General features: G+C 46.7%; 19 protein-coding genes and 2 pseudogenes. 2 read left to right on the top strand and 19 right to left on the bottom strand.

All coding sequences use genetic code 11. The features are described 5' to 3' along the window. Nucleotides 1–195: 195 nt before the first annotated feature. The gene (locus C9I92_RS21735) at nucleotides 196–498 is read right to left on the bottom strand and encodes a hypothetical protein (RefSeq protein WP_047884321.1); all 303 of its coding nucleotides are present in this window, start codon (nucleotides 496–498) and stop codon (nucleotides 196–198) included. Between the two features lie 241 nt (nucleotides 499–739). On the opposite strand from C9I92_RS21735, the gene C9I92_RS21730 reads away from it, so the two are divergent. Next, a complete protein-coding gene (locus C9I92_RS21730) occupies nucleotides 740–1681 on the top strand; it encodes a universal stress protein (RefSeq protein ID WP_047884320.1) in 942 nt (313 codons plus the stop codon). A 510-nt stretch (nucleotides 1682–2191) separates the two neighbouring features. On the opposite strand, the gene acnA is transcribed toward C9I92_RS21730, so the two are convergent. From acnA to C9I92_RS21710, 4 genes and pseudogenes are all read right to left on the bottom strand, one after another. Further along, entirely contained in the window at nucleotides 2192–4915 is a 2724-nt protein-coding gene (gene acnA / locus C9I92_RS21725; protein ID WP_047884319.1) for an aconitate hydratase AcnA, read from the bottom strand. Between the two features lie 226 nt (nucleotides 4916–5141). Continuing rightward, a pseudogene (locus C9I92_RS21720) lies at nucleotides 5142–5312 on the bottom strand (cold-shock protein). An 862-nt stretch (nucleotides 5313–6174) separates the two neighbouring features. Continuing rightward, nucleotides 6175–6938: pseudogene (locus C9I92_RS21715) on the bottom strand (amino acid ABC transporter permease). A gap of 255 nt (nucleotides 6939–7193) precedes the next feature. Next, the gene (locus C9I92_RS21710; protein ID WP_047884318.1) at nucleotides 7194–7931 is read right to left on the bottom strand and encodes an amino acid ABC transporter ATP-binding protein; all 738 of its coding nucleotides are present in this window, start codon (nucleotides 7929–7931) and stop codon (nucleotides 7194–7196) included. A gap of 287 nt (nucleotides 7932–8218) precedes the next feature. Here C9I92_RS21710 and aroG point away from each other — a divergent pair, with 287 nt between their 5' ends. Further along, nucleotides 8219–9277, top strand: a complete 1059-nt coding sequence (gene aroG / locus C9I92_RS21705; protein ID WP_047884317.1) for a 3-deoxy-7-phosphoheptulonate synthase AroG — start codon at nucleotides 8219–8221, stop codon at nucleotides 9275–9277. Nucleotides 9278–9401: 124 nt separating this feature from the next. Here aroG and C9I92_RS21700 read toward each other — a convergent pair whose 3' ends face one another. The 14 genes from C9I92_RS21700 to C9I92_RS21635 all read right to left on the bottom strand — a co-directional run bounded on the left by C9I92_RS21700 (nucleotide 9402) and on the right by C9I92_RS21635 (nucleotide 22443). Then, entirely contained in the window at nucleotides 9402–10490 is a 1089-nt protein-coding gene (locus tag C9I92_RS21700) for a tetratricopeptide repeat protein (RefSeq protein WP_047884316.1), read from the bottom strand. A gap of 21 nt (nucleotides 10491–10511) precedes the next feature. After that, a complete protein-coding gene (locus C9I92_RS21695; protein ID WP_242551970.1) occupies nucleotides 10512–11471 on the bottom strand; it encodes a type II secretion system F family protein in 960 nt (319 codons plus the stop codon). Nucleotides 11472–11484: 13 nt separating this feature from the next. After that, on the bottom strand, nucleotides 11485–12456 hold the full coding sequence (locus tag C9I92_RS21690; protein ID WP_047884314.1) for a type II secretion system F family protein: 972 nt from the start codon (nucleotides 12454–12456) through the stop codon (nucleotides 11485–11487). Further along, entirely contained in the window at nucleotides 12456–13904 is a 1449-nt protein-coding gene (locus tag C9I92_RS21685) for a TadA family conjugal transfer-associated ATPase (RefSeq protein ID WP_047884313.1), read from the bottom strand. The genes C9I92_RS21690 and C9I92_RS21685 overlap by 1 nt, the downstream gene beginning before the upstream one ends. 2 nt (nucleotides 13905–13906) lie before the next feature. Further along, nucleotides 13907–15145: an AAA family ATPase gene (locus C9I92_RS21680; protein WP_047884312.1), complete on the bottom strand. Its 1239-nt coding sequence runs from the start codon at nucleotides 15143–15145 to the stop codon at nucleotides 13907–13909. 8 nt (nucleotides 15146–15153) lie between these two features. Then, nucleotides 15154–15762: a TadE/TadG family type IV pilus assembly protein gene (locus tag C9I92_RS21675; protein ID WP_242551971.1), complete on the bottom strand. Its 609-nt coding sequence runs from the start codon at nucleotides 15760–15762 to the stop codon at nucleotides 15154–15156. After that, the gene (locus C9I92_RS21670; protein ID WP_248827366.1) at nucleotides 15759–16364 is read right to left on the bottom strand and encodes a TadE/TadG family type IV pilus assembly protein; all 606 of its coding nucleotides are present in this window, start codon (nucleotides 16362–16364) and stop codon (nucleotides 15759–15761) included. Before C9I92_RS21670 ends, C9I92_RS21675 begins: the two co-directional genes overlap by 4 nt. After that, entirely contained in the window at nucleotides 16364–17674 is a 1311-nt protein-coding gene (locus C9I92_RS21665) for a VWA domain-containing protein (RefSeq protein WP_047884311.1), read from the bottom strand. Before C9I92_RS21665 ends, C9I92_RS21670 begins: the two co-directional genes overlap by 1 nt. A 66-nt stretch (nucleotides 17675–17740) precedes the next feature. Next, the gene (locus C9I92_RS21660) at nucleotides 17741–17989 is read right to left on the bottom strand and encodes a hypothetical protein (RefSeq protein WP_047884310.1); all 249 of its coding nucleotides are present in this window, start codon (nucleotides 17987–17989) and stop codon (nucleotides 17741–17743) included. Nucleotides 17990–18032: 43 nt separating this feature from the next. Beyond that, nucleotides 18033–19541: a type II and III secretion system protein family protein gene (locus tag C9I92_RS21655; protein WP_047884309.1), complete on the bottom strand. Its 1509-nt coding sequence runs from the start codon at nucleotides 19539–19541 to the stop codon at nucleotides 18033–18035. Nucleotides 19542–19558: 17 nt separating this feature from the next. Then, complete coding sequence (cpaB, locus tag C9I92_RS21650; protein WP_047884308.1) at nucleotides 19559–20335, bottom strand: Flp pilus assembly protein CpaB; 777 nt, start codon at nucleotides 20333–20335, stop codon at nucleotides 19559–19561. Then, on the bottom strand, nucleotides 20322–21662 hold the full coding sequence (locus tag C9I92_RS21645) for an ATPase AAA (protein WP_047884307.1): 1341 nt from the start codon (nucleotides 21660–21662) through the stop codon (nucleotides 20322–20324). The genes cpaB and C9I92_RS21645 overlap by 14 nt, the downstream gene beginning before the upstream one ends. A gap of 31 nt (nucleotides 21663–21693) precedes the next feature. Beyond that, nucleotides 21694–22197: an A24 family peptidase gene (locus C9I92_RS21640; RefSeq protein WP_047884306.1), complete on the bottom strand. Its 504-nt coding sequence runs from the start codon at nucleotides 22195–22197 to the stop codon at nucleotides 21694–21696. 57 nt (nucleotides 22198–22254) lie between these two features. Then, the gene (locus C9I92_RS21635) at nucleotides 22255–22443 is read right to left on the bottom strand and encodes a Flp family type IVb pilin (protein ID WP_084712496.1); all 189 of its coding nucleotides are present in this window, start codon (nucleotides 22441–22443) and stop codon (nucleotides 22255–22257) included. Nucleotides 22444–23376 lie beyond the last annotated feature (933 nt).

Raw genomic sequence — 23376 nt, 5'->3', positions numbered from 1 at the left:
CAGCTTTTTTAATTTCTTGTTCAGTGGCCGAAGGAGACGCTAGGCGCATATGTTGACAAATCGGTGCTTCAGCCTGAGTGCGATTTAAAGTGATAATATGAGTTACTTCTTGATCTATCTGCAATTTTGTAAGAGCTTACAACTGAGCTCGCCCGCCATTACAAGATATGTTTCATATTCAGTTGCTATTTTTATCTAAAGATCGCGCATTAAGATCTCAAATTCATCCTCGGCTTCATTTATCAGCCGGGTGAGCTCTTTCGCATCCTCATCCGATAACTCTATGCGCCAGCAATGCTGTTTTTGTTTGCTGTGTTTCTGACAAACAAGAATGGTGACTTTACCATTCTTTTGAAAGGATAAATCTTCAAAATCACCATCCAGTGCCTTCTTCTCATCTTTAACATCAATGTGAATATTCCCCGTTGGATTGATTGTAACCTGAGCCTTTGGACGTTTCTTTTTGGCTAGAACATAAGCGCGATGTTTAGCGAACATGTTACCTCTCTCGTGCTGCGAGCTTGAAAATGAACATTCAAATTATAGAGCCAAGTAACATCGCTGCCTGACAAAATCATAGGAGATTGATTGAACTAGCCAGGGTAACTAAACGAGTCAAATTCCGGATTATCCCCTATCATTGATACTAATCTATGCTTTGAAGCAACCATTTTTGTCTTCAGCTTCGCTGATTTTTAGCGGCAAATTGTCCAGTTGATGTTACATCCTAGGAGGAGCCATGAGTTTTCAACATCTTCTGCTTCCTGTTTCCCCTGAGCAAACGCTGGGGGATGCTTATCATGAAGCGCTGCAAATTGCCGATACTAAGTCGGCCAAGGTTACTTTGGTCACGGTTATTGAAAATATTGATGAATTAAAAGAAATTTCGCATTATTCCTGCACGGCTCTGAGCCTTTTGGATAAAGTAACAAAAGTATCTCATCAAGCCTTGGAAAGGCATGTCCATTGTTTAAAAGTCAAATACCCAAGTATAAAGTTCTCCGTCATCGTCCGGCTGGGGATACCTTTTGTTGAAATCATCAAAGTAGCCAATGAGTTTAAGGCCGATTTGATTGTGATTGATACCCGCTGCCAGAATAAAACGCAAGCTTGTCAGCGGGGGAGCACCATTCGCCATTTAATGCGTAAGTCGGCAATCCCTATCTGGTCCTGTGCCATTCACCATACACCGATCCGCCGGATAGGCGTGGCTGTTGATGTCTCTTCTTCGGAGCATTCCACCTTTAATGAAAAAATCCTGTCGCTAGCATTAGAAGTCTGCGTATCCACCAGAGCTGAGATGATACTACTGCATGCCTGGCGTTTAGATCTTGAGGGGTTTTTTCGTAAATGGGGGAGTTACCGTGACCTTGATATCGACTTAATTGCGAAAGAAATGCGATCAGATCGTGTCAAACGCATGAAATCGTTGCTGGCACCGTATAAAGACTCATCAGTGACACAGCAAATCAAAATATTGGAAGGAGAAGCCAAAGTGGTTATTCCTCGCTTTGTAATGGAACAAGAGATCGATATGATGATCATGGGCTCACTGTCTCGGACTGGAATTGCCGGTTTTTTGATGGGAAATACCGCAGAATCCATGCTCGATAAGCTTACTTGTTCAGTGCTCACGCTCAAACCCGATGCGTTTCATTCTCCAGTCTTAGGCAAGAAATAATATGTTGGCATATTAGAGAGATGTGTTAGAGGTTAAACCTCTGGCGGATTGATTACATCATCCGCCTTGTCTATGCGCTCTCCTGTGGCACTACGCCGCACTTTCATTCATTTTCAGCCTTCATAATGGGTAGCGTTCGTGAGTTGCACGCCGCCTTACTAAGTCCAAATTATCATCAACAAACTTCCCATGTTACCTAGTCTGTGACCAAATTTTCCTAATTCATAGAATCTTGCTCTTTAAATGATCAATCGTCATAACTGCGAGTAATGGTGAGGTGAATTTGGCAACGTGAATCCGTTGTTTGTCTGGGGCCTTTTTGGGGCGTAGAGGTAGTGGATCCAGTGGCGTCGTTCACACTTTAGTGGCGTCATTGGTTGGCAGGTGAGCGATTACGGTTTTTCTCTGTGAGAGAAAAGCTGAGCAACAAATGAAATGTATAGGTCGGCAGCCTGCGGTGATAAACTACCGCAGAAGCTGCTACCCCGTCACCTAAGAGGTGATATCTCACTATGGCATTTTAGGAATATTTGCTTTCAGTTGCTTAAGAACATACTGAAGAATACCTCCCGAGTTAAAATACTCGAGCTCCTTCGGGTTGTCGATACGTGCAATAACGGGAACGGTATGCTCCGAACCTTCAGCGGTTACGACGATAATGTTGAGCTCTAGTAAGGGCTTAAGAGGTTCATTTGGAGCGATAAACACAGTCTCATTACCTTCTAGAGTTAGTGAATTTAATTCATCTGGTCGCATCAGTTGAAGAGGCAATACGCCCATACCAACTAAATTACTACGATGAATCCGTTCAAACGATTCCGCGATTACTGCTTTTACATTCAATAACAAGCATCCTTTTGCCGCCCAATCACGACTAGAACCTGAACCATAGTCTTTGCCAGCAAATATTACCAAAGGAACTTGAAGTTTGATTGACGTCCTGCTCGCGTCGAAAATAGGAATGACTGGAGGCGCTTTCTCATTAGTCGACATGTTACAGTCATCCAGTTTGGTATCGCCGTAACATCGAGTGACACCGCCTATAGTCGGGGAGGCTATTTTGTTTTCCAAACGTACATTTGAAAAAGTCCCACGAACCATGACGTGATGATTCCCTCTGCGTGATCCATAGCTGTTGAACTCTTCTGGGGCGATGTTTTTTGAAAGCAAATATTGACCCGCCGGACTATTTTCTGAAATGAGACCTGCTGGCGAAATATGGTCGGTTGTAATCGAATCCCCCAAAATTGCTAATACACGCGCCGATTGGATAGGAAAAGTCGGTGGTGGTATTTCCAAAAATGGAGGGCGTTGTATATAAGTAGAGTCTTCGTCCCACGGGTAGCAGGGACTGTCTTTCATCGACAATTGTTCCCACTCTTCATCACCTTCGCTAATGTCTTTGTAGCTCAATCTAAAGTGGCTCTCATTTACTTGATTCAGCATTTCATTCAGCATGGTTTGGCTTGGCCACAGATCTCTTAGATATACAGGCTCATTGTTACTATTGATACCAATTGGGTCGCTATCTAAGTCAATACAGGTCGTCCCTGCTAATGCAAACGCGACGACTAATGGTGGTGAGGCAAGCCAGTTTAGGCTAACAGATGGGTGTATTCTACCTTCAAAGTTCCGATTACCTGATAATACTGCCGATACGTTCAGGCTGTTCTCCAAGATCTCTGTTTCAAGATTATTTTTCAGTGGGCCAGAGTTACCAATGCATGTTGTGCAACCGTATCCAACTCGATGAAATCCCAATAGATCGAGGTAGTGTTGCAAACCAGTATCATTGAGATATCGAGCGACAGCTAATGACCCGGGTGCGAGAGACGTTTTGACGTAGCTAGGAACGGTCAACCCTTTTTTTACTGCTGCCATAGCAACCAAACCCGCAGTCAGCATAACGGCAGGGTTCGACGTGTTAGTGCATGAGGTGATGGCTGCAATAACGACATCACCATGGTTTAAGTGCTTATGTGAGTCTGGGCGGTCTGAGTTTGAGGCACCTACAATAGAACATTGATCAAAAGTTGCTTGCTTGATTGCACTGATGTTAAGTCTATCTTGCGGTCGTTTTGGGCCTGCTATTGAAGTGACAATATCAGATAAATCCACCACAACAGTTTCATCATACTCAGGTGAAGGGCTGTTTGAATCCCACCATAGTTCTTGCTCTTGAGCATAAGCACGAACTCTTTCAACTAGTGAAGATGGTCGGTTTGTAAGCGTTAAATAGGCAATAGTATTTTCGTCAATCGGGAAAAAACCACATGTGGCGCCATACTCTGGGGCCATATTAGCAATTGTAGCACGGTCGGCCACAGATAATTGCGCTAAGCCACAACCATAATACTCAACAAATTTACCGACCACTCCGTGCGACCTTAACCTTTCAGTAATCGTCAAAACCAGATCAGTCGCTGTAACACCGGGACGTAATTGTCCGTCAAGTCGCACACCAACAACACGTGGGACAGCGATATTGAGCGGCTGACCTAGCATTGCTGCTTCGGCTTCTATGCCGCCCACACCCCAACCCAACACACCTAATCCGTTTACCATAGTCGTGTGACTGTCGGTTCCTATAACAGTATCTGGTGTTAACACTCCATTTTCGTCTTCACGAACAACTTGCGATAGATACTCTAGATTTACTTGATGGCATATACCCTTACCGGGCGGTATCACGGTCAAGTTATGGAAATTTTTTTGTGCCCATTTTAGAAATGTGTAGCGCTCTCTATTTCGTGCCATTTCATGTTTACGATTCGTATCTATCGAGGATTCTGAACCTGACTGATCAACAATTAACGAGTGGTCTATGACAAGGTCTACCGGGCACTTAGGGGTGACATGGCTTGGGTCTCCGCCCCCTTGGGCTACAGCGTCTCTTATAGCGGCTAGATCGACCAAAGCAGGTATTCCGGTATAGTCCTGCATCAGCACTCTGCTAGGATAGAAACTAAATTCTGATGAGTTACTGTTGCTTTCGGAATCGAACGTCGTCTTTTTACAGAACAATGCATCAATGATCCGAGATGACTCTTTTAAATCAGAGGTTTGTCGGATTACATTTTCAATAAGCAGGCGTTTAGTAAAGGGAATTTTGCACAGGCTTACTTGATAATCTTGTGCAAGTTTTTTTAATGACCAGTATCTATATTCAGTGCCGTTTACATCCAGTGACCTTTGATATGTTTGGCACCATGATTTTTCGCTGGTAGGTATCATGATTTGTTTCCTTTCAATAGTGGTTGACCTTTGTAAAATGAACCTCCATGTCATATAGATGTTTTTTGGGCATTTTTATATCTCCCATATCCAAATAGCTTTAATCAGCTGAAAACCTAGAATCTGAAAGGATCAGAGTTGAAGTTCTAAAAGAAGGAATAAGTTGAAATGGACTTTTGCCAACAAACAATAACTAGACTCAAAAAAATGTTGGCAAAGCTTGTAATTACTGTGCCTTCAACCATATCTCGATGAGAACTACATTTGTTGCTTGCCGAACTTTCTCACCAGGCTCAACTTCAAAACTGATTTTTTGCCCTTCCAAGGACGTTAAACCCATCAGATGAAATCGAACGGAAATAGACAAAATGTCCTTGTTATAAATATCTTTGGCGATAAAACCAAAGACTTTATTTTAGTTAACCCATTTTACTGTTCCAGTTACTCTGTCGGACATATATACCTCGACTAATATTACAGCGTAAGGCTATGATATATATAACTATATTATATTCACTCAAGAGGGCTGTCGACGAAGTTAAACGAAAAAAATTCGAGAATTACTGTGCAGAAAACTTGTTTTATAATGAAAATAGAACTTAAATTGACGGATCTACTTTAAGTATAAGTCTTAATTTCAAAATAGTTACTTTATCCCTAGGTCATATATTATTTTATTTATAAGTTTATGATTTCATGAACAAATATCAGCAGGTTTTAACGTTTTGGTTAATTGTGATAGCTTCATACATCGTAGCTCTTAGGTAGACACTGACTTGATGCCCATTTTGTGGACAAGCAGTCTAAGTTGCGGTGAGCTGGGATTTGTCATACTAACAGTATTTCAAAATTTACTAATTTAGCAAGTGCTGTAACTCGCTTCCTTCCAGTTACGATTTACCACTACGCCTCCATTTTCCTTAGCTGATTTATGTGTTACGCGGTCACTTAAAGTGATCTGTTTCACAAACCGACGAATTTCTCTCGTCGGTTTAGCCCCCTCAAAAAAACATTTTATTGGTGCTACGAAAGGCTCAAAAAAGTAAGTTTTCTTCCTTGATTTGTCCAAACCGACGGGACTTTATTGTAAACCGACGAAATCGGGAAATTTCGTCGGTTTGAACCGACGAAGAGCCAAAAACCGACGAGATTGGTCTGCTCGTCGGTTTGAGAATAGGAAAAAATGAAATCCGTCGGTTTGAGAATAGTTATCATCTGGAAATTGGTCTAAACAAAAAAAATTGCATTACCAATGGCTGTTAGTGACTGCTACCATTTTGGCCTGCTTTAAGCCTATGTTCTAACCATGCAGCCAGTGTTGAAAGTAAAAGTGTCACGCACAAATAGATGGCCGCGACGGTAAACCAGATCTCAAACGGCATGGCGGTATCAGCCACAATATTGCGTCCTTCGGTGGTCAGGTCAAAAATGGCCATTACACTGACAATCGACGAATTTTTTACCAGCGACACAGCTTCATTGGTCAAAGGTGGCAAGATGCGGCGAATCACTTGCGGCGAATGATAAACCTGTAACTGTCGGTTTGGTTCAAACCAAGACTGTCGGCTGCTTCAAATTGGCCTTTATCAATACTCAGCAATCCGGCACGTAAAATCTCTGCGGTGTAAGCGCCCTGAAACAGTGACAGGGCTAATACAGCAGTGGTAAATCGCTCCAGGCCCAATACCGGACCAAACACAAAATAGAGTAGGTAAATTTGTACCAGTAATGGCGTGTTGCGAATGAGTTCGATGTAAGCACGAGCGATGCCACGGCCCACCACTGAATCTGAGCGGCGGAGCAGGGCAGTAACCAGCCCGATAACCAGGGTACACAGCAGGCTGACCGCCGAAATCTCCAGTGTAACTTTCAGTCCTTGCAGTAACTCTGCGGCATACCATTCCCCATCTTCCGTAAACCAGAGGTATTGCGGAATGCGGTACCATTGCCACCGATAGTTCATAGATTCGGCACCTTGCTCAAGCAACCAGAGCAGAAATACACTGACCAGAGCAATCTGCATCAGTCCGCTGAGTACAGGGCTGATTACCTTGCCGGTGGTTGACCGCCATCCTGCCTGTGGTAACAACGGGTTAGTATTTGCTGTTCGTGCTGTTCGTGCTGTACGGAAAATTTTCACTGTTTTTGTCTGGCTACTTTTTTATCGCGAATGAGTTGATTGACGCCGAGTCTGTGTATCTATTGATCTGTGTATCTATTGATTAGGTGCAGCTATCCGATACTGCCAACCTGCATTCTTTGCAGGGTAGTTTTAATATCAGTAACTTAATATCTGGTCGAGAAACTGTCGGGTACGAGGGTGTTGCGGCCTGTCAAACAATGTGGCGGGTTCAGCGACCTCAACAATTTCCCCTTCATCCATAAACACCACCCGATCGGCAACCTGGCGAGCAAAGCCCATTTCGTGTGTGACACAAACCATGGTCATTCCGCCTTCAGCCAGTTCTTTCATAACATCCAGTACCTCACGGATCATTTCAGGATCCAACGCGGAGGTCGGCTCATCAAACAGCATGATATCCGGCTTCATGCAGAGTGAGCGGGCAATCGCCACCCGTTGTTGTTGTCCACCGGAAAGCTGTCCGGGATATTTGTTTGCCTGATGGGCAATATGCACCCGTTCCAACAGGCTCATGGCTAAGACTTCCGCATCGGGGCGGGACATATTCAGCGTCCGGCGGGGGGCCAGCGTTAAATTGTCCAGTACTGTAAGGTGAGGGAATAAATTGAAATGCTGAAAAACCATACCGACTTTGCCGCGAATTGCTTTTAAATGGCGACGGTTTAAAGGATGCCCTGAAACTTCAAGCTGACCTTGGTCAAATGACTCCAACCCGTTGATGCAGCGGATCAGGGTTGATTTTCCTGAACCTGACGGGCCGCAAATCACTACTCGCTCGCCGCGGGAAATGGTCAGATTTATGTGCTTCAGGGCATGGAAGTCACCATACCATTTTTCGAGTTCACGGAAGGTAATAACCGCATCCTGCGTCATCGCAACGACCTTGTTCATTCGATAAGTGATTGAAGTTATGTTATTCGTTGCGTAGTCAGAATTCAAAGCCTTGTTCAAAATATCATCATTGTGATGTCTTTCACTGCACGCCAAACGTTTGGCGGATAATTATTAAACGGCAGAAAAAAAATCGTATTTGATCGTAAATAGCGTTTGCACTACCAGATAAAGAAGGATAAGTTAAAGTCAAATAGAAGTGAAAAATACTGTCAACCAAATCTGTAAACTTTTCGTTGCGGTTGGCGGGGTAACCTCAGGAAGTAGCAATGCATAAAACCGATGATGTCCGAATTCGCGAAATTAAAGAACTTCTCCCACCTGTTGCCGTACTGGAGCGTTTCCCGGCAACTGAGCAGGCGTCCGAAACGGTTTACCAGGCTCGTCAGGCCATTCACAACATCCTGAATGATGAAGATGATCGACTGCTGGTTATCGTAGGTCCATGCTCAATCCACGATACGAATGCTGCGCTGGAGTATGGCCAGCGCTTAAAAGCTTTGCGTGAAGAACTCAAAGACGATCTGGAAGTGGTGATGCGTGTTTATTTTGAAAAACCGCGCACCACTGTGGGCTGGAAAGGGCTGATTAATGACCCGTACATGGATAACAGTTTCCAGCTGAATGATGGCCTGCGTCTGGGGCGTAAGTTATTGCTTGACCTGACCGACATGGGTGTACCGACTGCCGGTGAGTTTTTGGATATGATTACGCCGCAGTACATGGGGGATCTGATCAGTTGGGGTGCGATTGGTGCCCGTACAACAGAATCACAAGTACACCGTGAGCTGGCTTCGGGCCTGTCTTGTCCGGTTGGTTTTAAAAATGGTACCGACGGCAATATCAAGATCGCGACGGATGCCATTGGGTCTGCCAGCGCACCGCACCATTTCCTGTCTGTGACCAAATACGGTCACTCGGCCATTGTTTCAACAGCCGGAAATGAAGACTGCCACATTATTCTGCGTGGCGGTAAAGAACCGAATTACAGTGCAGAGCAGGTTAACGACATTACGTCCAAACTGGACTCAGCGGGTCTGCGCCAGAAAGTGATGATCGATTTCAGCCATGCAAACAGCCTGAAGCAGTTCAAACGTCAGTTGCTGGTATCAGAAGATGTTGGGCAGCAAATTGCGAATGGTAACAGTGCAATTTTTGGTGTAATGATTGAGAGCCATTTGGTCGAAGGCCGTCAGGATATCGTTGATGGTCAGGAGCCAACTTACGGTCAAAGCATCACTGATGCATGTATCGGTTGGGCTGATACCGAGACTGTGCTGCGTCAGCTGGCCGCTAGCGTGAAGCAACGTCGTCAGGCTCGCGATTAAAACAGCTTTTTTCTGAAGATGAAAGCCTGGCAATCGCCAGGCTTTTTGTTGCCTTCGTCCCTGAATAGGTCAGCGGCAAATGGTGAATTCAGCCAGCATCAGAATCAAACTGACTCCTCATCTGTTAATGACTGGTATCGGCAATATTGTAAACCGTTGCCTGCGATTTATAGGGGTAGTTGCCGGACAGTTTTACTGGCGGTGCCTGAATCTGCAGTTTTCTTGCCCGTTTCAGGTTTTCCTGGGCTTTTGCGTAAAACATCGGGCTTTCATTGACGGCACGTTCCAGATAATCGACGGCAGCTTCGTAGTCACCTTCCAGCATAGAAAAATACCCGATGTCATTGAGCGCTTCCTGACGAGGCATGGCCCGTGACAGGGAGTCGAGCGCATCCTCGTACCGACGAGATTTAATGTAAGTCAGCCCCAGATTAGACCATGCACGCTTGTCGTTTGGATACAGTGTAGCTGCACGGCGGTTAACCGCTTCTGCCTCATTCAGGTTGCCGGCAAGATAGTAGGAGTAGCCCAAATTGGTCATGGCTTTGTGCGAGCGGTTATCAACCTGAAGCACTGAACGATAAATCCGCTGCGCTTCGTTATGGCGGGCATCTAAATCCGCCAGTATGCCCAGTCCGACATAAGCATTTAACGGGGAAGAGGTGTCCAGTTTTAATGAGCTGGCGAACAGATCATGTTGCGGTTCCCAACTGGTATTTCCCTGACGCTTTTGATCCATTTGTACAGTGTGGATCAGGTGTTTTCTGGCGGTATCCGATTCACCCATTTTAAGCTCGATTATACCGAGTGATGCAGCATATTGAATATTCTCCGGTTCGATTAGCGAAGCTCGAGAATAGGCCAGTTTGGCCAAATCGTGATTACGTCGTTGTTGATGGATGTAGCCAATTTTGTAGTACGCCTGGTCAGCATGCTTTTGGGATGGGAAACTCAGGGCGCGAATGTATTCAAACAGAGCGAGATCCGGTTCGTGGGCCAGATAAGCTTTGTCACCGCGTTGAATGGCTTCTTCCGGTGATTCCGGTGGAAAATCATTGGATAAGCCCAATGTGGGTTTGCCGTCATATAACTCGTGTTCAAATGAAACGCCTTTTTTGTTGGCAACATCTTCTGAGTTACTGCAACCCATTGTCATGAATGCCATCGTGCAGGCCATTGCGGCCATTACATAGAGCGAGTATGAATGTGACATATATAAATTCCTTCTTGTCGTTTATCTGCCCGCGAACATGTCCAGTACCTTGACGACAGCCGGGCCGACTGCCACCGCGAAAAATCCGGGCCAGATACAGGTAACGAGTGGGAAGATCATTTTAGTGCCGATTTTGGCGGCTTCTTCTTCCGCTTTCTGCTGACGTCTGTCGCGAAACTCTTCAGCATACTCCCGCAAGGTATCTCCCATACTGGCGCCTAATTTGATGGACTGATTAATGATACTGATCAGTCCCTGTAGCTCTTTCAGGCCGGATCGGGCAACAAACTGATTCAGCGCCATCGGAATAGAGGCGCCGACCCGGATTTTCTGACAAACCAGCTGTAATTCATGGCTGAGCGCCGGTGACGACGCGCCGATTTCAGTCGCTACCCGGTTGAGTGCGGCCTGAAAACCTAGCCCGGCTTCAGAGGCAACAACCAGCAGATCAAGGGCATCAGGAAATGCGTTACGCAAGGCTTTGATCCGGCGGTTGGCCATTCGTTTGAGAACGAAATTGGGGAGGAACGTGGCAATGGCAATCGACATCAGGGTGTAAATCAGCGTCTGTTGTGTTGTCACTTCGGGTAAAAATCGGGTTACTACCAGAGTGCCCAATGCCAGCAGCAGCGCAAGAATGATTTTAATAGCGTAAAAAGAAGCTACTGCTTTATGGTTTTCAAACCCGGCGTGCATCAACATTTGCTTAACGTTAAATTGCTCCGTTTTGGATTTTGGGGTGACATACTTTTCCAGCGATTCCAAGGTCTTGTTGAGCTGCCGGTGAGAATGCGGCATGCCATGGCTGCCGCCATGTGTTTGATGAGAAATAAACTCTAACTGCTTTTTCAGGGGATTACGGGCGTTGACAACCAGAATCCAGACACTGACGGTCAATGCCACAGTGCTGATAAAAGCAAACCCCAGAAACAGCCAGTAGGCATGCTGCTCATTGTCTACAACGGAATTAAACAGTGTCATCAGATAATCCATTTCACACCTCGATGCGCAGGATTTTACGGATCCACAGTAAGCCCAGGAACATGGCGACCCCGGTTCCGGTCAGAACCGAATGGCCACGCTCAGACTCAAGCAGTGGGTTGATGTAGCCCGGATTGCTGAGATACAACAATAAAAACAGGACAAAGGGCACCATCATCAGCACCCAGGCTGACATTCGGCCTTCGGCGGACAAAGTGCGGACTTTGCGCATTAAGCGGAAGCGTCCGCGAATCACGTCAGACAGTTTCTCTAGGGTTTCGGCCAGGTTGCCGCCGGTTTCTTTTTGAATAATAACGGCACTGTTAAAGGCCAGTACGCTGATCGACGGGTTACGATGGGCAAGATTAGCCAGAGCGACTTTCAGGTCGACCCCGAAGTTCAGCTCTATAAACACCTTGCCAAATTCTCCGGCAATGGGCTGGGGCATTTCTTCACTGACGGTTTTCATCACGTCGGTGAACGGATAGCCAACCAACAGGGCACGTTTCATGACATCCAGCGCTTCGACAAATTGCTCTTCAAACAACTGGAGGCGTTTTTCCATTTTCAGCCGTAAATACATGACCATAGCCAGTAATAACACGAAAGGAACGGCCAGCATGATTTTCGGGCTGAGGGTGAGCAGGTAGACCCCGGTCATGGCAAAAACGGTGCCTGCGAAAAACCAGAGTGCAACTTGGTAGGCTTTCCAGTTGAGCCCGGCCAGTGACAGCCGCTCCCCCAGAACTTCACCAAAGGCATTGTTTTCAAGCCAACGTTCGGTGGGGGAAAGCTGATCCAGATAATTTTTTCGTAGTAACGACTGTTGATTGTTTTTGCCGGTTTCCGCAATCGCGTCCAGTTGCTTTTTCAACAATCGGGAGCGGCTTGCCCGGGTCCCTGTAACGGATATCAGCAGGGTTTGAGAGATCACCACGACTGCCACAAACAGGATGAGCAGATAGAGTTGCAGATTCTGATCCATTACGCCCCCTCATGCTGATTGGAAAAATAGGAGTACGGTAAATCAATACCCATATGTTTGAACGTATCGATGAACGAAGGCACATTTCCTGTTGCCTGATAGGCGCCCAGTACATTCCCGTTTTCATCAATGCCAGCGCGTTTAAAGCAAAACAGCTCGGTCAGGGTAATGACGTCCCCCTCCATGGTATTGACTTCGACAATACTGGTAATTCGCCGTTTACCGTCTTCCATACGTCTGAGCTGGACGATAACATTCAGGGCAGAAGCAATTTGCGATCTCACATTTTTAATCGGCATATTCCAGCCTGCCATTGCAAACATATTCTCGATTCGACCCAGAGCATCGCGTGGGTTGTTAGCATGGATGGTGGTCATTGAACCATCATGGCCGGTATTCATAGCAGCCAGCATATCAACCGCTTCAGCGCCACGAACTTCCCCTACGACAATACGGTCAGGCCGCATCCGGAGTGAGTTAATCACCAGTTCACGCTGGGTAATTGCGCCCCGGCCTTCGATGTTGGGCGGACGGGTTTCCAGTCGCACGACGTGAGGTTGCTGCAGTTGCAGCTCCGCGGAGTCCTCAATCGTAATGATTCGCTCGTTGGCCGGAATGAAACAGGAGCAGATATTCAACGTCGTGGTCTTCCCTGAACCTGTTCCTCCTGAAATCAGGATATTCAAGCGCCCGCGCACAATTGCATGCAGGAAATGTGCCATATTCTGGTTGAGGGTGTCATATTTGAGCAGCTGCTCGATATCCAGCTTTTCAACGGCAAAACGACGAATGGATAACGAAGGGCCATCAATGGCGAGGGGCGGGATCACGGCATTGATCCGTGACCCGTCTTTGAGGCGGGCATCAACCATCGGTGAGCTTTCATCAATTCGCCGACCAACCTGCGACACAATGCGGTCAATCACATTCAACAGATGGCGATCATCACGAAATGTCGCGTAGGTAGGTTCCAGTTTGCCTTTGCGCTCGACATAGATCTGGCTGCTTGAGTTCACCAGAATGTCAGAAATTGTTTTGTCTTTTAGCAAAGGCTCCAGTGGGCCGAGCCCCAGAATTTCATCACCAACTTCTTCAATCACCCGTTGGCGACTTTCCGCATTCAGGGGAACTTCTTTATCCAGCAGCAACATGGCGGCCATGTCAGCAATTTGTGACCGGGCTTGATCTGCCGGCATACTTTCCAGTACTGCCAGATCCAGCGTGGTAAACATAGCGTCCAGCAGATCATTTTTGATGGCCTGCTCCTGAGGATTCGGCGCGCTATAAGAGCTGGAATGGCCGTCATCCGGTGGTGAAAATTGCTGAGCAGACTGCATCGCATCTGGCATATCAATGTCTGACAATACCGTCTGATCTTGCTCAGCAATAGGGGGCTCGTTGAGATGACGCTGCGAATCGGGCTGTTGAGTGCGTTTTTTCAGAAACATATTCAGCTCCTCAGAAACGTAAAGAAGCGGCGCAGGCCTTTGGATTCCTCCACGCTTTGACCGGCAATGATATGAGTGACATCTCTCAGTGCTTTCACCAGTTGCGTTTTTTCAAAATGGGTCGCTAAGAGTTCCCCTAAATTACTGGATGCACTGACGGTCGTATAATCATTGGGTACCAGAAGCAGCTGGTCAGTATGCAGGGTGGCCTTAATTTCCTCAGGTTTGATGTTGATGCTTTTGGAGTACCGGTTGACGATCACTTTGATCTGCTGATGCTGGTAGCCGAATAAGTGTCTGAGCTGTTTGATTAAAACAGCGGCTTCCCGAATGGCCGGGATACTTTGCTGGACGACAATGAAGACATGGTCAGCCATGGTCAGCGCTGGGGAACTCCAGTTTTCCAGCCCTCGGGACATATCGATGATAATGTGGCTGTGAGTGCTTCTGGATTGCTCCAGAAAGTGGTGAAAAGCATTGGCACTGAATTCCGGCACACTGTTAAACAAAGCGTCCGACCGGCTGGTGATAAAACGGAGCCCGGAAGAGTGTTTTGTCAGAACACCATTGAGTGCATATTCATCCATGGTTTTCACCTGCTTCAGCGCATCGTTCAGCAGGAATTTCGGCGGGGTAGAGAGCAGCCCGGAGACACAACCAAATTGAGCATCGGTATCAATCAGCACTGTCGAATATTTTTCCAGTGTGAGCAGGTGTGCCACAGTGGTCGACAAAACGGATGATCCCATACCGCCTTTGGCGTTCATGAAAATGCTGACTTGTCCTTGTTTTTGATTCGCTTTTTTGGACTCAGCACATTCAAACAGGATCTGATCAAGTTCTTGCTCGTCAAATGGGATGGTCAGTACATCTTTCACCCCTTTTCGCAGTGCCTGACGCAGCAGGTTGGTGTCAGAGTTTCCTGTAACCAGAATGATCGGGCAGAGCGGCTTCATGGCGTCCTGAATCAATGTCATCGCGACGTTCCAGTCGCATTCCCCGTCAATGAAAATGACATCCGGCTGGCCTGTCTGCTTCAGGTTGTTTAACCCGGAACGTAACTCAAATTCGCCCATTGGGTGAAAAGAGGTATTTGGCCAGAGCGCTAGATAGTCGCTGAGCGGCTGGATGAAGTCGCTTTGATTACTGACAATCCAGCCGTCTACTGTGGTCAATAAGGGGGGCTTCTTCTGTGTAGACGCATCCACCTGATCTGACTGGCAATATGTATTGATAGTCATAACGCACCTTAACAATCAGTAAATCCGGTTCGGGTGACCCCGAGGCTTTCTCGTGGCATAAGCGTTGAGAATGCGGGAGCCGTAAAAGTGAGGCCGAGTGGGGATAGCGGGATCATGAGTTGGAGCTGGTAGTTGATGATCCGGGCTTCAATGAATTCGATTTGGTTAAATGTGGCGCTGGCCATGAGATCTGCAGTAATCGGCGTGCCGGTTTTATCCAGATAGCGCACATCGAGATTGTCGACAGAGAAATTGGGTAAAGGCACAGAACCGATCAGGCTGGCAATTTTGGCATCCTGCTGTTCGGTGGTTGAAACTTGGCAAACCACCGCAATGCGAGCCGCTCGGCGACTGGTTTCGTTGAGCAGGTGCCAGGTAAACAGCAGACGCCCGAATTCGATGATGCCGAACAGCAGAATAAAAAACAGCGCGCTGATGATCGTAAATTCAACCAGGGTGTTGCCAGCTTGTGTTTGCGGGCCGGATTTTTTTATGCGGCTTTTATTTAAGGCACCAATGTTTAACGCGCCTGTTTTTAAAGAACTTATTTTTAAAGCACGTTGAGTGGATTGCCCTGCATAAGGGGAGCGGTGATGGCAATGGGATTTAATCATCATAACACCCTCATCGAATAGCTGGAGACCAGCTTGAAGTGCATGTTAATGGCATCGCCACCTACCAGTGCGGGGATGTCGCCAATAACGGGCTGGTAGGGGTAGGCGATCTCAACTTTGATGTAGTTATCCACCAGGGAAATATTCACATGGCTGGCTTGCAGGTTGTCAATTACCGGGTTGCTGCCACCATTGATTGACCCGTATACCGCCAGGTTTTTGGCATAGACAATGTTCTCGGTTGTCAGGGCATAATTCCCGCTGGTGCCTTTAATGATCTCACCAGACAGGTAACGAGCACTATCGCGGCTGACTTTTTCGATTTCGGTGTAGGTATAAATAGCCCGCCCGATTTCGCACAGTGAGAGAAACAGGAACAGCAGAAACGGCAAAACAATGGTGAATTCCACGATGGCAATACCCTGCTGCCGTTGCCGCATGACAAATAATGAGCGACGTTCTGCATGCCCGCTGAACGAGGAGATGCCAGGTTTTATCCGATTATCTTCACAATGGATAAGTTCCGACGGGATGTGCCCGCAATGATGAAGCCCGGTACGGGCACATTCCGCTGTTGGATGAGGTGTCAGGTCAGAAGGCGTCATCATGAATCCTCGCTGTCAGGATCGTCAAACAACACGATTTTGTATGGACCATTTTCACCCGGCTGGTTACTCGCGTTGCCGCTGTCATTGCGACATTGAGAAATGAATTCACCAATAATCCAGGAACCCTGGCCGCTTCCGGATTTGTCATCGACGGTTGTGGTAACGCTGACGGGTTGTACCAGATAGAAGCACCCCAGACCTTTGAGGGGAATATCCATGCGTCCACCGGTTTTGGTGGCTTTGTCGCAGTCGAGAATTGGCACGGTGACAATTCGGCGGAAAAAGCCGCCGCTCTGACAGGTGGAAGAATTCATGCAGCTTTCGTAATCGCCGTTTTCATACGACGCCATGTATTTGTCGTAGTTGTATATCTGGTCGTAGGTTTTGTTGGTGGAGTAGTGGGTACTGGTCTGGCCGTCAGCGCCAGCAACCGTGGTTTCCTCAACAGCCGCATAGTTGCTGTCATAATAGGGGTTGATGTCACTGACATACTCAGAAGCGCGGAGTCCCCCGGAATAGATGCCGAAGCGGGTATCAACGGCGAGCGTCGGGCCAACCATGTTACCGGTTTCGGTGGTGATCATTTCGCCTTCAGTGGCGTTGAGGCAGCTGTCGTATTTACCCGCCAGCGCATCCCGGTAGGCATTAGCCCCTGTTTGTGAGTTGCCATCGGCATCTGTCAGGGTAATTGCCATAAAATTGCCTGAACCTACTTCGCTATTGCTGCTGGTGGAGGCTTTCAGGACATGCAGCGAATGCTGACTGTAGCCGGAGATGGTGCTGGGATCAGAATCGCCCTCGCAGATACTCAGGGGTACAATATTGCAGGTTCGGGACAGGGTTGTGCTCGGACCGGCAACCGCTGAGGCTCTGGCGATCATATCGATGTTGAAAATGGTGACTAAAAAGTCGGGGATATCCACCCCTTCAATGCGCACTCTGACATAAGTGGCATCTTCAGAGGTGGTTGTTGGGTCAAAAGGCAGTTGTTCTGAGAATTCAAAGATGATGTCGGTATATTCGATAGAAACTGACCGGTAGTTATCACTGGCCAGATTATCGGTAATCGCCTGAGTGCCAGCGGCAATGGCTTCTGCCTGTGTGCCGCCGAGATCCAGTGTTTTTGCGGCACTGAGTGCCGCAGAATCAGCCAGATTTTGCAGTTTACCTTTGGATAACAGCATATTGCCGACATCCAGTGCCAGCGCGCCGGCCCCGATAAGCACGGCCATCGCAATGGTTGCAAATATCGCGACGATACCTCTTTGCCGTCCGGGAAAAACGGGTTGAGTATGAAGCGCTTTCATCCTGAACCTCTCAGTGCCGGCCATCAGAGCCAGCTATCAGAATCAACAACAAGAGCCAGGCAGCGTTTAGTTTTTGGCAATTAAATCTTGCCGCTTAACGCTTTCCTGCTGTTTACCGCTTTCTTCAGATTTCATTGATTTGACGGCTTTTTTGCCGCTAAAACCGGGCGAACTCAGTGGAATACGGTTTTCTGCTGCTGGATCGATGGTTTGTAGCTGTATCAGGCGATTTCGACTCTGGCCCAGCGGGATATCTTCTGCCAGTACCGTGCCGGTCATACCTACCGTCAGGGCGGTGATAATCACATACTTCATGTTTCCTCCCATTACATTTTTCGGCCATTACAAACATGGGTTATCAGAGGCTGTGGCCAAATTTGCCTTCGGTACCGGCAACGACAGAAGGAATCGGTGCCGATGCCTGAGTCGAGTAGGTACTATAGCTGTTTGGTGCTTTGGCTTTGAGTTCACTCATACGCCCCAGCAGGTAGTATTCCCAGTCGTTCGGTTCAACAAAGTTATCAGTGGGCAGGGAGACATCCTGACGGCGTACGGGTTTAGCAAGGCGAGGGGTCACCAGAATGACGAGCTCGGTTTCGCCCTTGCGAAACGCCTGGCTGCGGAAAAGCTGGCCGATGATAGGGATGTCCCCGAGTCCGGGTAAGCGGTCGACCACATCGGTAACACTTTCATTCAGCAGGCCTGCAATGCCGATTGTTTGACCATTGCCCAGAGAAACGGTGGTTTTGGCGCTGCGTTTCGTCAGAGAAGGGACAAAAAACTGGGTGCCGGAACCTGATGGAGTGACGGTAACGGCATTTTGATTGGCAATTTCACTGACCTCGATATTCAGAGCCAGGTTAATGTTGTCTGCCGAAGAAACGGTAGGGATGAACTGCAGACCTACCCCGAATTCCTTGAATTCAATGGTCACATTTTCATTGTTAGGTACAGGTACTGGAAATTCGCCACCGGAAAGGAACTCTGCTTTTTCACCGCTCAGAGCTGTCAGGGTAGGCTCTGCCAGTACCTTGGCCAGACCGTTTGTTTTGGCAATATTGAAGGCCGCCGTAAAGAGGGTATTACCACTCATAAAGCTGGCAAACAGACCGTTGTCATCAATATTCAACGGATTTGGCGCAATTTCATCAATGACCGGGCCAATGACGCCTCCGTTACTGCTATCAAAAACCGGAAAGCGCGTGCCGCTGTCGGAAATGGCGTCCGGGAAACTGGCGCCGCCGTTAACGCCACCCCAGGTCCAGTTACTGCCGTTCCGGGCAAAGATGAATTTCGAATCAAACTCTCTGACCAGCGAGCGCTGTACTTCTGCAACCGTTACTTCCAGCATGATCTGGTGTGATCCGCCGACTTTCATCATATTGATAACGCCTGCGTTTTTGCCGGTATAGGTGCTGGCAATTTCCTCAGCCATCGCGATGCGTTCTGCGCTGGATACATCTCCGCTGAGCACCAGTCTGTCCTGACTGGTGTACACCGAAATGCGCTCTTCAGGCAGAAACTCGTAGAGTTTGGCTTTCAGGGCGTTTAAATCGTGGGTGACTTCCACATCCAATACCGTGATCAGCTTGCCCTGGTTGTCCCAGATGATGACATTGGTTGTGCCTTTCTGTTTACCCAGTACGTAAATGCTGTTCGATCGCATGATGAGAATATCGGCGACGTCAGGATTACCCACCGAAATTCGCCGTGCGCTGCCGGGAATGGTCACCAGACGTGACTTATTCTGTGGCACAGTAATTGACTGAGTGCGCGTGGCAAACGTCTGTGTACTGAAACAGATTCCAAACAGCAGCACGACACAGCTGACGATGGAAAGGGATAAACTAGCAATGGGCGTTTTCATACCATCAGCTCCTTTTGCTATATGCGGACATTAACCCGGCTGGTGTCTGTCCCTTTAATGACAGTGACACTCTGGTTGGTGCGCGGGTAGATGCGGGACGGTTTTTCCATCGGATCATTCGGATTTCGCAGTGACAATTGCAGCTCACCTTTGGATTTCGCTGTGATCAGCGATTCCGCTTGTTTCGGGGTAAGCTCCAGTGTGACCGCGCGTACGATGATAGGTTTGGAGTCATCGGTTCTTGCCGTCTGGTCAACGGCCAGAATCTTGATTTTCTTCAGTACAGTGCGTGCCTGCCCGATTTTTTCTTGGGCGTAAATGACATCAACAAAGTCACCCGGCAGCAGGAAGCCTGCGACACCGATAACGTCGTTGACCCGGATTGTCACAGCCCGCATATTGGGTGAAATCAGGGCAGCCAGGGTGGTGCCTTCACCGGGAGTCACAATGCGTTCCTGGCGCAGGATGTCACCGGCAAAAATTTCATTGCGGGCAATCAGTCCGATAACCTGTTCCGTGGTTTCAAATCCGGTACCTTGAACCAGTTCTTCTGGGTAATAGGCCAATTTCAGGTGCTTTGCTTCCAGTTGCGTCCCCAGTGGAATATCTTGCTGGGCGACGACCCTGGAGACTTTAGGTTCGGGCTTAATCACTTCAACCTGCACCGTGGGCTGACTGGTTTGCGCGGGTAACGTGGCTTGCTGTTGCCTGATCCATTTGTTGGCCATAATCAGTGCACCAACCCCCATGGAAAGGGAGATCACAAGCATGATGAGGATTTTACCTTTCGTCATGGTTAACTCCGGTTGACTGATCGTCGACAAAATAACAATGCCAGACCAGCTCGATCAGCGACTGGTCAATAACGGGCGATTGTTCAGTAAATTGAATTTGGTTATGGCACATTGACACCAAATCCCGTGGATAGCAGGGCAACAAAGGGATATGTTGACGCTGATGTAACGTATTAATCACGAAGTTCAGCGTTTCAGTGCTGGTCGATAAGCCGAATTGCTGACAGTGTTGCTGCCAGAGTTGGCAATAATCTTCCCGGCTGATGGGGCCAAATTCGATTTTGTAACCGATACGGCGTAAAAAGGCATCGTCAGCCAATTTGGCAGGATGAATATTGGATGAAAAGACAAGTATCTGTTCAAACGGAATATCAAAATGTTCCCCGGATGCTGTTGCCAGATAATCAATCCGCTCTTCCAGTGGAATGATCCAACGGTTAAGAATGGCATCTACTGCTACTTTCTGGCGTCCTAAGTCGTCAATCAGCAAAATACCGTTGTTAGCTTTCATTTGTAACGGTGCACGGTTTATACGGTGGGTGGCATCAAACGTAATTTCCAGCATTTCAGCCGTGAGTTCACCGCCTACAACGACCTCAGGCCGTTTGCACCGGATCAAACGTTCATCATGGCCTTCATCAAGGCGCATTGTAGCCGCGGTTGATGTATGAACCGCCTTGTGCAAAATCGGGTCATATACCTGAATGATTTGATTTCCGACGCAAACGGAGTAAGGAATAAAAATGTCGTTGTTGAATAAAGACACCAGCCGTCTTGAAACGTAAGTTTTCCCGGTGCCGGGCAGGCCATATATAAATATGGCTCTGCCCGAGTTTAGCGCAGGCCCGACTTTAAAAATAATATTTTCAGGAAGAACAAGTTGATTTAACCCTGAACGGAGTAATTCAGGTGTTACGCGTTCCTTGCTGGAAGATTGATTCAATACCAGGGACTGGTAGTGTGTTAATGATATCGGGGCAGGGCCAATATATCCATCCCGTTGTAATTCGTGCTGTGCAATTTGTCGCCCACGTACTGTCAGGCTATAGCGCAAAGAACGGCTATATTTTCCGTCAGAGAATATTTCTATTAATGCTTCTGATTTCAGTTTTTGTAAAACAGGATCAACAATATTACCGGTTAAACCTAATTTATGTGAAAGTGTAATGGTATCTTCATCCGTTGATTGCATGAGATGCTTAAGCAACAAGCTTTCAATTACTTTACTGGGTATGCCACTTTCTTTAATTGAAATAGGTTTGTTGGTGAGTTTTGCCTGATTATCTGATGCTTTATTTTCAGAGAGACAGGACGCAAACGTGTCCATAATACGTACCCCTGTATATTAAATGAAAGCGTTATATATAAAGATAGTAATAGGTTGTTGCTAATAATATTGCACCACCCATAGGCATACCACTGGCTGCTACTGATAGCTGACTAGGCCGAATATACACACCATACCAGAATGATTGAATCCAGCGTTTGATAAAGGATAATAATTCACCAGAGCAGGCGAGACGAAGCACACAAATGATGCCAGAGAAAACCAGAGTGATTGCGATTAAATGAATAATGTTCGGATAACCGATGATGATACCGAGAGATGCTAAAAGTTTAGCATCCCCGGCACCAAACATACCTAACGCGTAAAACGGTATGCAGATAAACAAACCAACAGCAAAACCGAGCAGGGTTTGAAAGAGTGGCACCGGAATAAGGTTATGAGTCTCTGTTATATTCAGTGTGGCTTGTGTTAACCCAAGGATGAGGATAGCAATTATTGATTTGTTTGGTATTTTAAAATACATCAAATCAAAAAACGCAGCATAGGTGACAAGACCAATGATAAAGAGGTTCATAATTTATCCACTACTCCATTTAATAATATTATATTTTTTATTTTTTATTTTTATATTTTAAGTTGTAGGTTTACCGCCAAGACTTGTAATAAGTGTATTAATTGTTGTTTTTACAGTTGTACCTAATTCTGAAAATGCTGTAACAACTCCAGCAGCTACAAGTGAACCCGCTACTGCATATTCTACCGTGGTTAATCCTTCTTCATCACGACAAAATTCGATAAAAAGTTCTTTAACCGATTTCATTAGACCACTCCTCGAATGAAAGTATTTTGTGTAAAGCATTTGTGTCAAAAGACAATATAAATTTAGACAGATGTCATAAAACCTCAAGCCGAAAAATGTCAATTCAGAATGTTTTTAAAGTCAGACACTTTCTCTTTAGTGATAACATTATGAATAAACATGACTTTTATGGTTGAAAAATTTTTTGAAAAAGTGTCCGATGTTGAGACTTTATGGATATCCTCATGGCTGATTCTTGACAAATTAATACGGATGTTTTGTGCCTACGGCAGGGCGGTTTTTAAATTTAACATTTGAGAATTGTTATTATTAACATTTGTGATAAATATAATATTAATGATGTTTTAATAGGTTGGTTGTTTTGTTGTACATGCATGCCTTAAATAAAAGGCATTGCGGTGTGGTCTTTAGAAAGCGATTTTGCTGGCGAGGTCTTGTTGATAACAGCTTCGAATGACAGCTATAAAGTGACAGTGTCGAATGCTCGCTTCTGACGTTAGCCACAAACGTTAGCTTCTGGCGATAACATCGTGCGTTGTTCTCTCTCCATTCGGCATCAATAACCCAGTGTTAGATGTCAGGGCTTTGCCCATGCTTTGCCTAGCATTCTTTGTCAATGTAGTGGGCTTGGTGTAGGTATGATCAGAATCGTTGTTCTGAGTGTCTGTATGCGCAATGCTTGTGTAGCAGTAGCAGTAGCAGTAGCAGTAGCAGTAGCAGTAGCAATAGAAGAAGTGAGCACCAGGTGTCACTGAAAGGCAAAGGAGGGCGATACGTGATTGATGAATACGTCAATGTTTTAAATACGATCTATTACAGCGAACTCCTTTAACCCGATCCACTGAACTCAGTTTTTTTTTTGCTCAGACTGGAAACTCAGCTTAAAACCTAGGCATTATTCAAACCGTGACTTTCACGGCTTTAAACTATCTC

The organism is Photobacterium ganghwense (assembly GCF_003025595.1).
Classification (GTDB): Bacteria; Pseudomonadota; Gammaproteobacteria; order Enterobacterales; family Vibrionaceae; genus Photobacterium; species Photobacterium ganghwense.
Note: the sequence above shows the minus strand (reverse complement) of the source record. Positions and strands in the feature narration are given on the sequence as shown.

Excerpts from the sequence above, each read along its gene's own strand:
- C9I92_RS21685 (WP_047884313.1), bottom strand. The coding sequence starts at position 13,904 with ATGTTTCTGAAAAAACGCACTCAACAGCCCGATTCGCAGCGTCATCTC.
- C9I92_RS21695 (WP_242551970.1), bottom strand. The coding sequence starts at position 11,471 with ATGACACTGTTTAATTCCGTTGTAGACAATGAGCAGCATGCCTACTGG.
- C9I92_RS21675 (WP_242551971.1), bottom strand. The coding sequence starts at position 15,762 with ATGATGATTAAATCCCATTGCCATCACCGCTCCCCTTATGCAGGGCAA.
- C9I92_RS21710 (WP_047884318.1), bottom strand. The coding sequence starts at position 7,931 with ATGACGCAGGATGCGGTTATTACCTTCCGTGAACTCGAAAAATGGTAT.
- C9I92_RS21655 (WP_047884309.1), bottom strand. The coding sequence starts at position 19,541 with ATGAAAACGCCCATTGCTAGTTTATCCCTTTCCATCGTCAGCTGTGTC.
- C9I92_RS21645 (WP_047884307.1), bottom strand. The coding sequence starts at position 21,662 with ATGGACACGTTTGCGTCCTGTCTCTCTGAAAATAAAGCATCAGATAAT.
- C9I92_RS21690 (WP_047884314.1), bottom strand. The coding sequence starts at position 12,456 with ATGGATCAGAATCTGCAACTCTATCTGCTCATCCTGTTTGTGGCAGTC.
- C9I92_RS21700 (WP_047884316.1), bottom strand. The coding sequence starts at position 10,490 with ATGTCACATTCATACTCGCTCTATGTAATGGCCGCAATGGCCTGCACG.
- C9I92_RS21670 (WP_248827366.1), bottom strand. The coding sequence starts at position 16,364 with ATGACGCCTTCTGACCTGACACCTCATCCAACAGCGGAATGTGCCCGT.
- cpaB (WP_047884308.1), bottom strand. The coding sequence starts at position 20,335 with ATGACGAAAGGTAAAATCCTCATCATGCTTGTGATCTCCCTTTCCATG.
- aroG (WP_047884317.1), top strand. The coding sequence starts at position 8,219 with ATGCATAAAACCGATGATGTCCGAATTCGCGAAATTAAAGAACTTCTC.
- C9I92_RS21640 (WP_047884306.1), bottom strand. The coding sequence starts at position 22,197 with ATGAACCTCTTTATCATTGGTCTTGTCACCTATGCTGCGTTTTTTGAT.
- C9I92_RS21730 (WP_047884320.1), top strand. The coding sequence starts at position 740 with ATGAGTTTTCAACATCTTCTGCTTCCTGTTTCCCCTGAGCAAACGCTG.
- C9I92_RS21680 (WP_047884312.1), bottom strand. The coding sequence starts at position 15,145 with ATGACTATCAATACATATTGCCAGTCAGATCAGGTGGATGCGTCTACA.
- C9I92_RS21635 (WP_084712496.1), bottom strand. The coding sequence starts at position 22,443 with ATGAAATCGGTTAAAGAACTTTTTATCGAATTTTGTCGTGATGAAGAA.
- C9I92_RS21735 (WP_047884321.1), bottom strand. The coding sequence starts at position 498 with ATGTTCGCTAAACATCGCGCTTATGTTCTAGCCAAAAAGAAACGTCCA.
- C9I92_RS21665 (WP_047884311.1), bottom strand. The coding sequence starts at position 17,674 with ATGAAAGCGCTTCATACTCAACCCGTTTTTCCCGGACGGCAAAGAGGT.
- acnA (WP_047884319.1), bottom strand. The coding sequence starts at position 4,915 with ATGATACCTACCAGCGAAAAATCATGGTGCCAAACATATCAAAGGTCA.
- C9I92_RS21660 (WP_047884310.1), bottom strand. The coding sequence starts at position 17,989 with ATGAAGTATGTGATTATCACCGCCCTGACGGTAGGTATGACCGGCACG.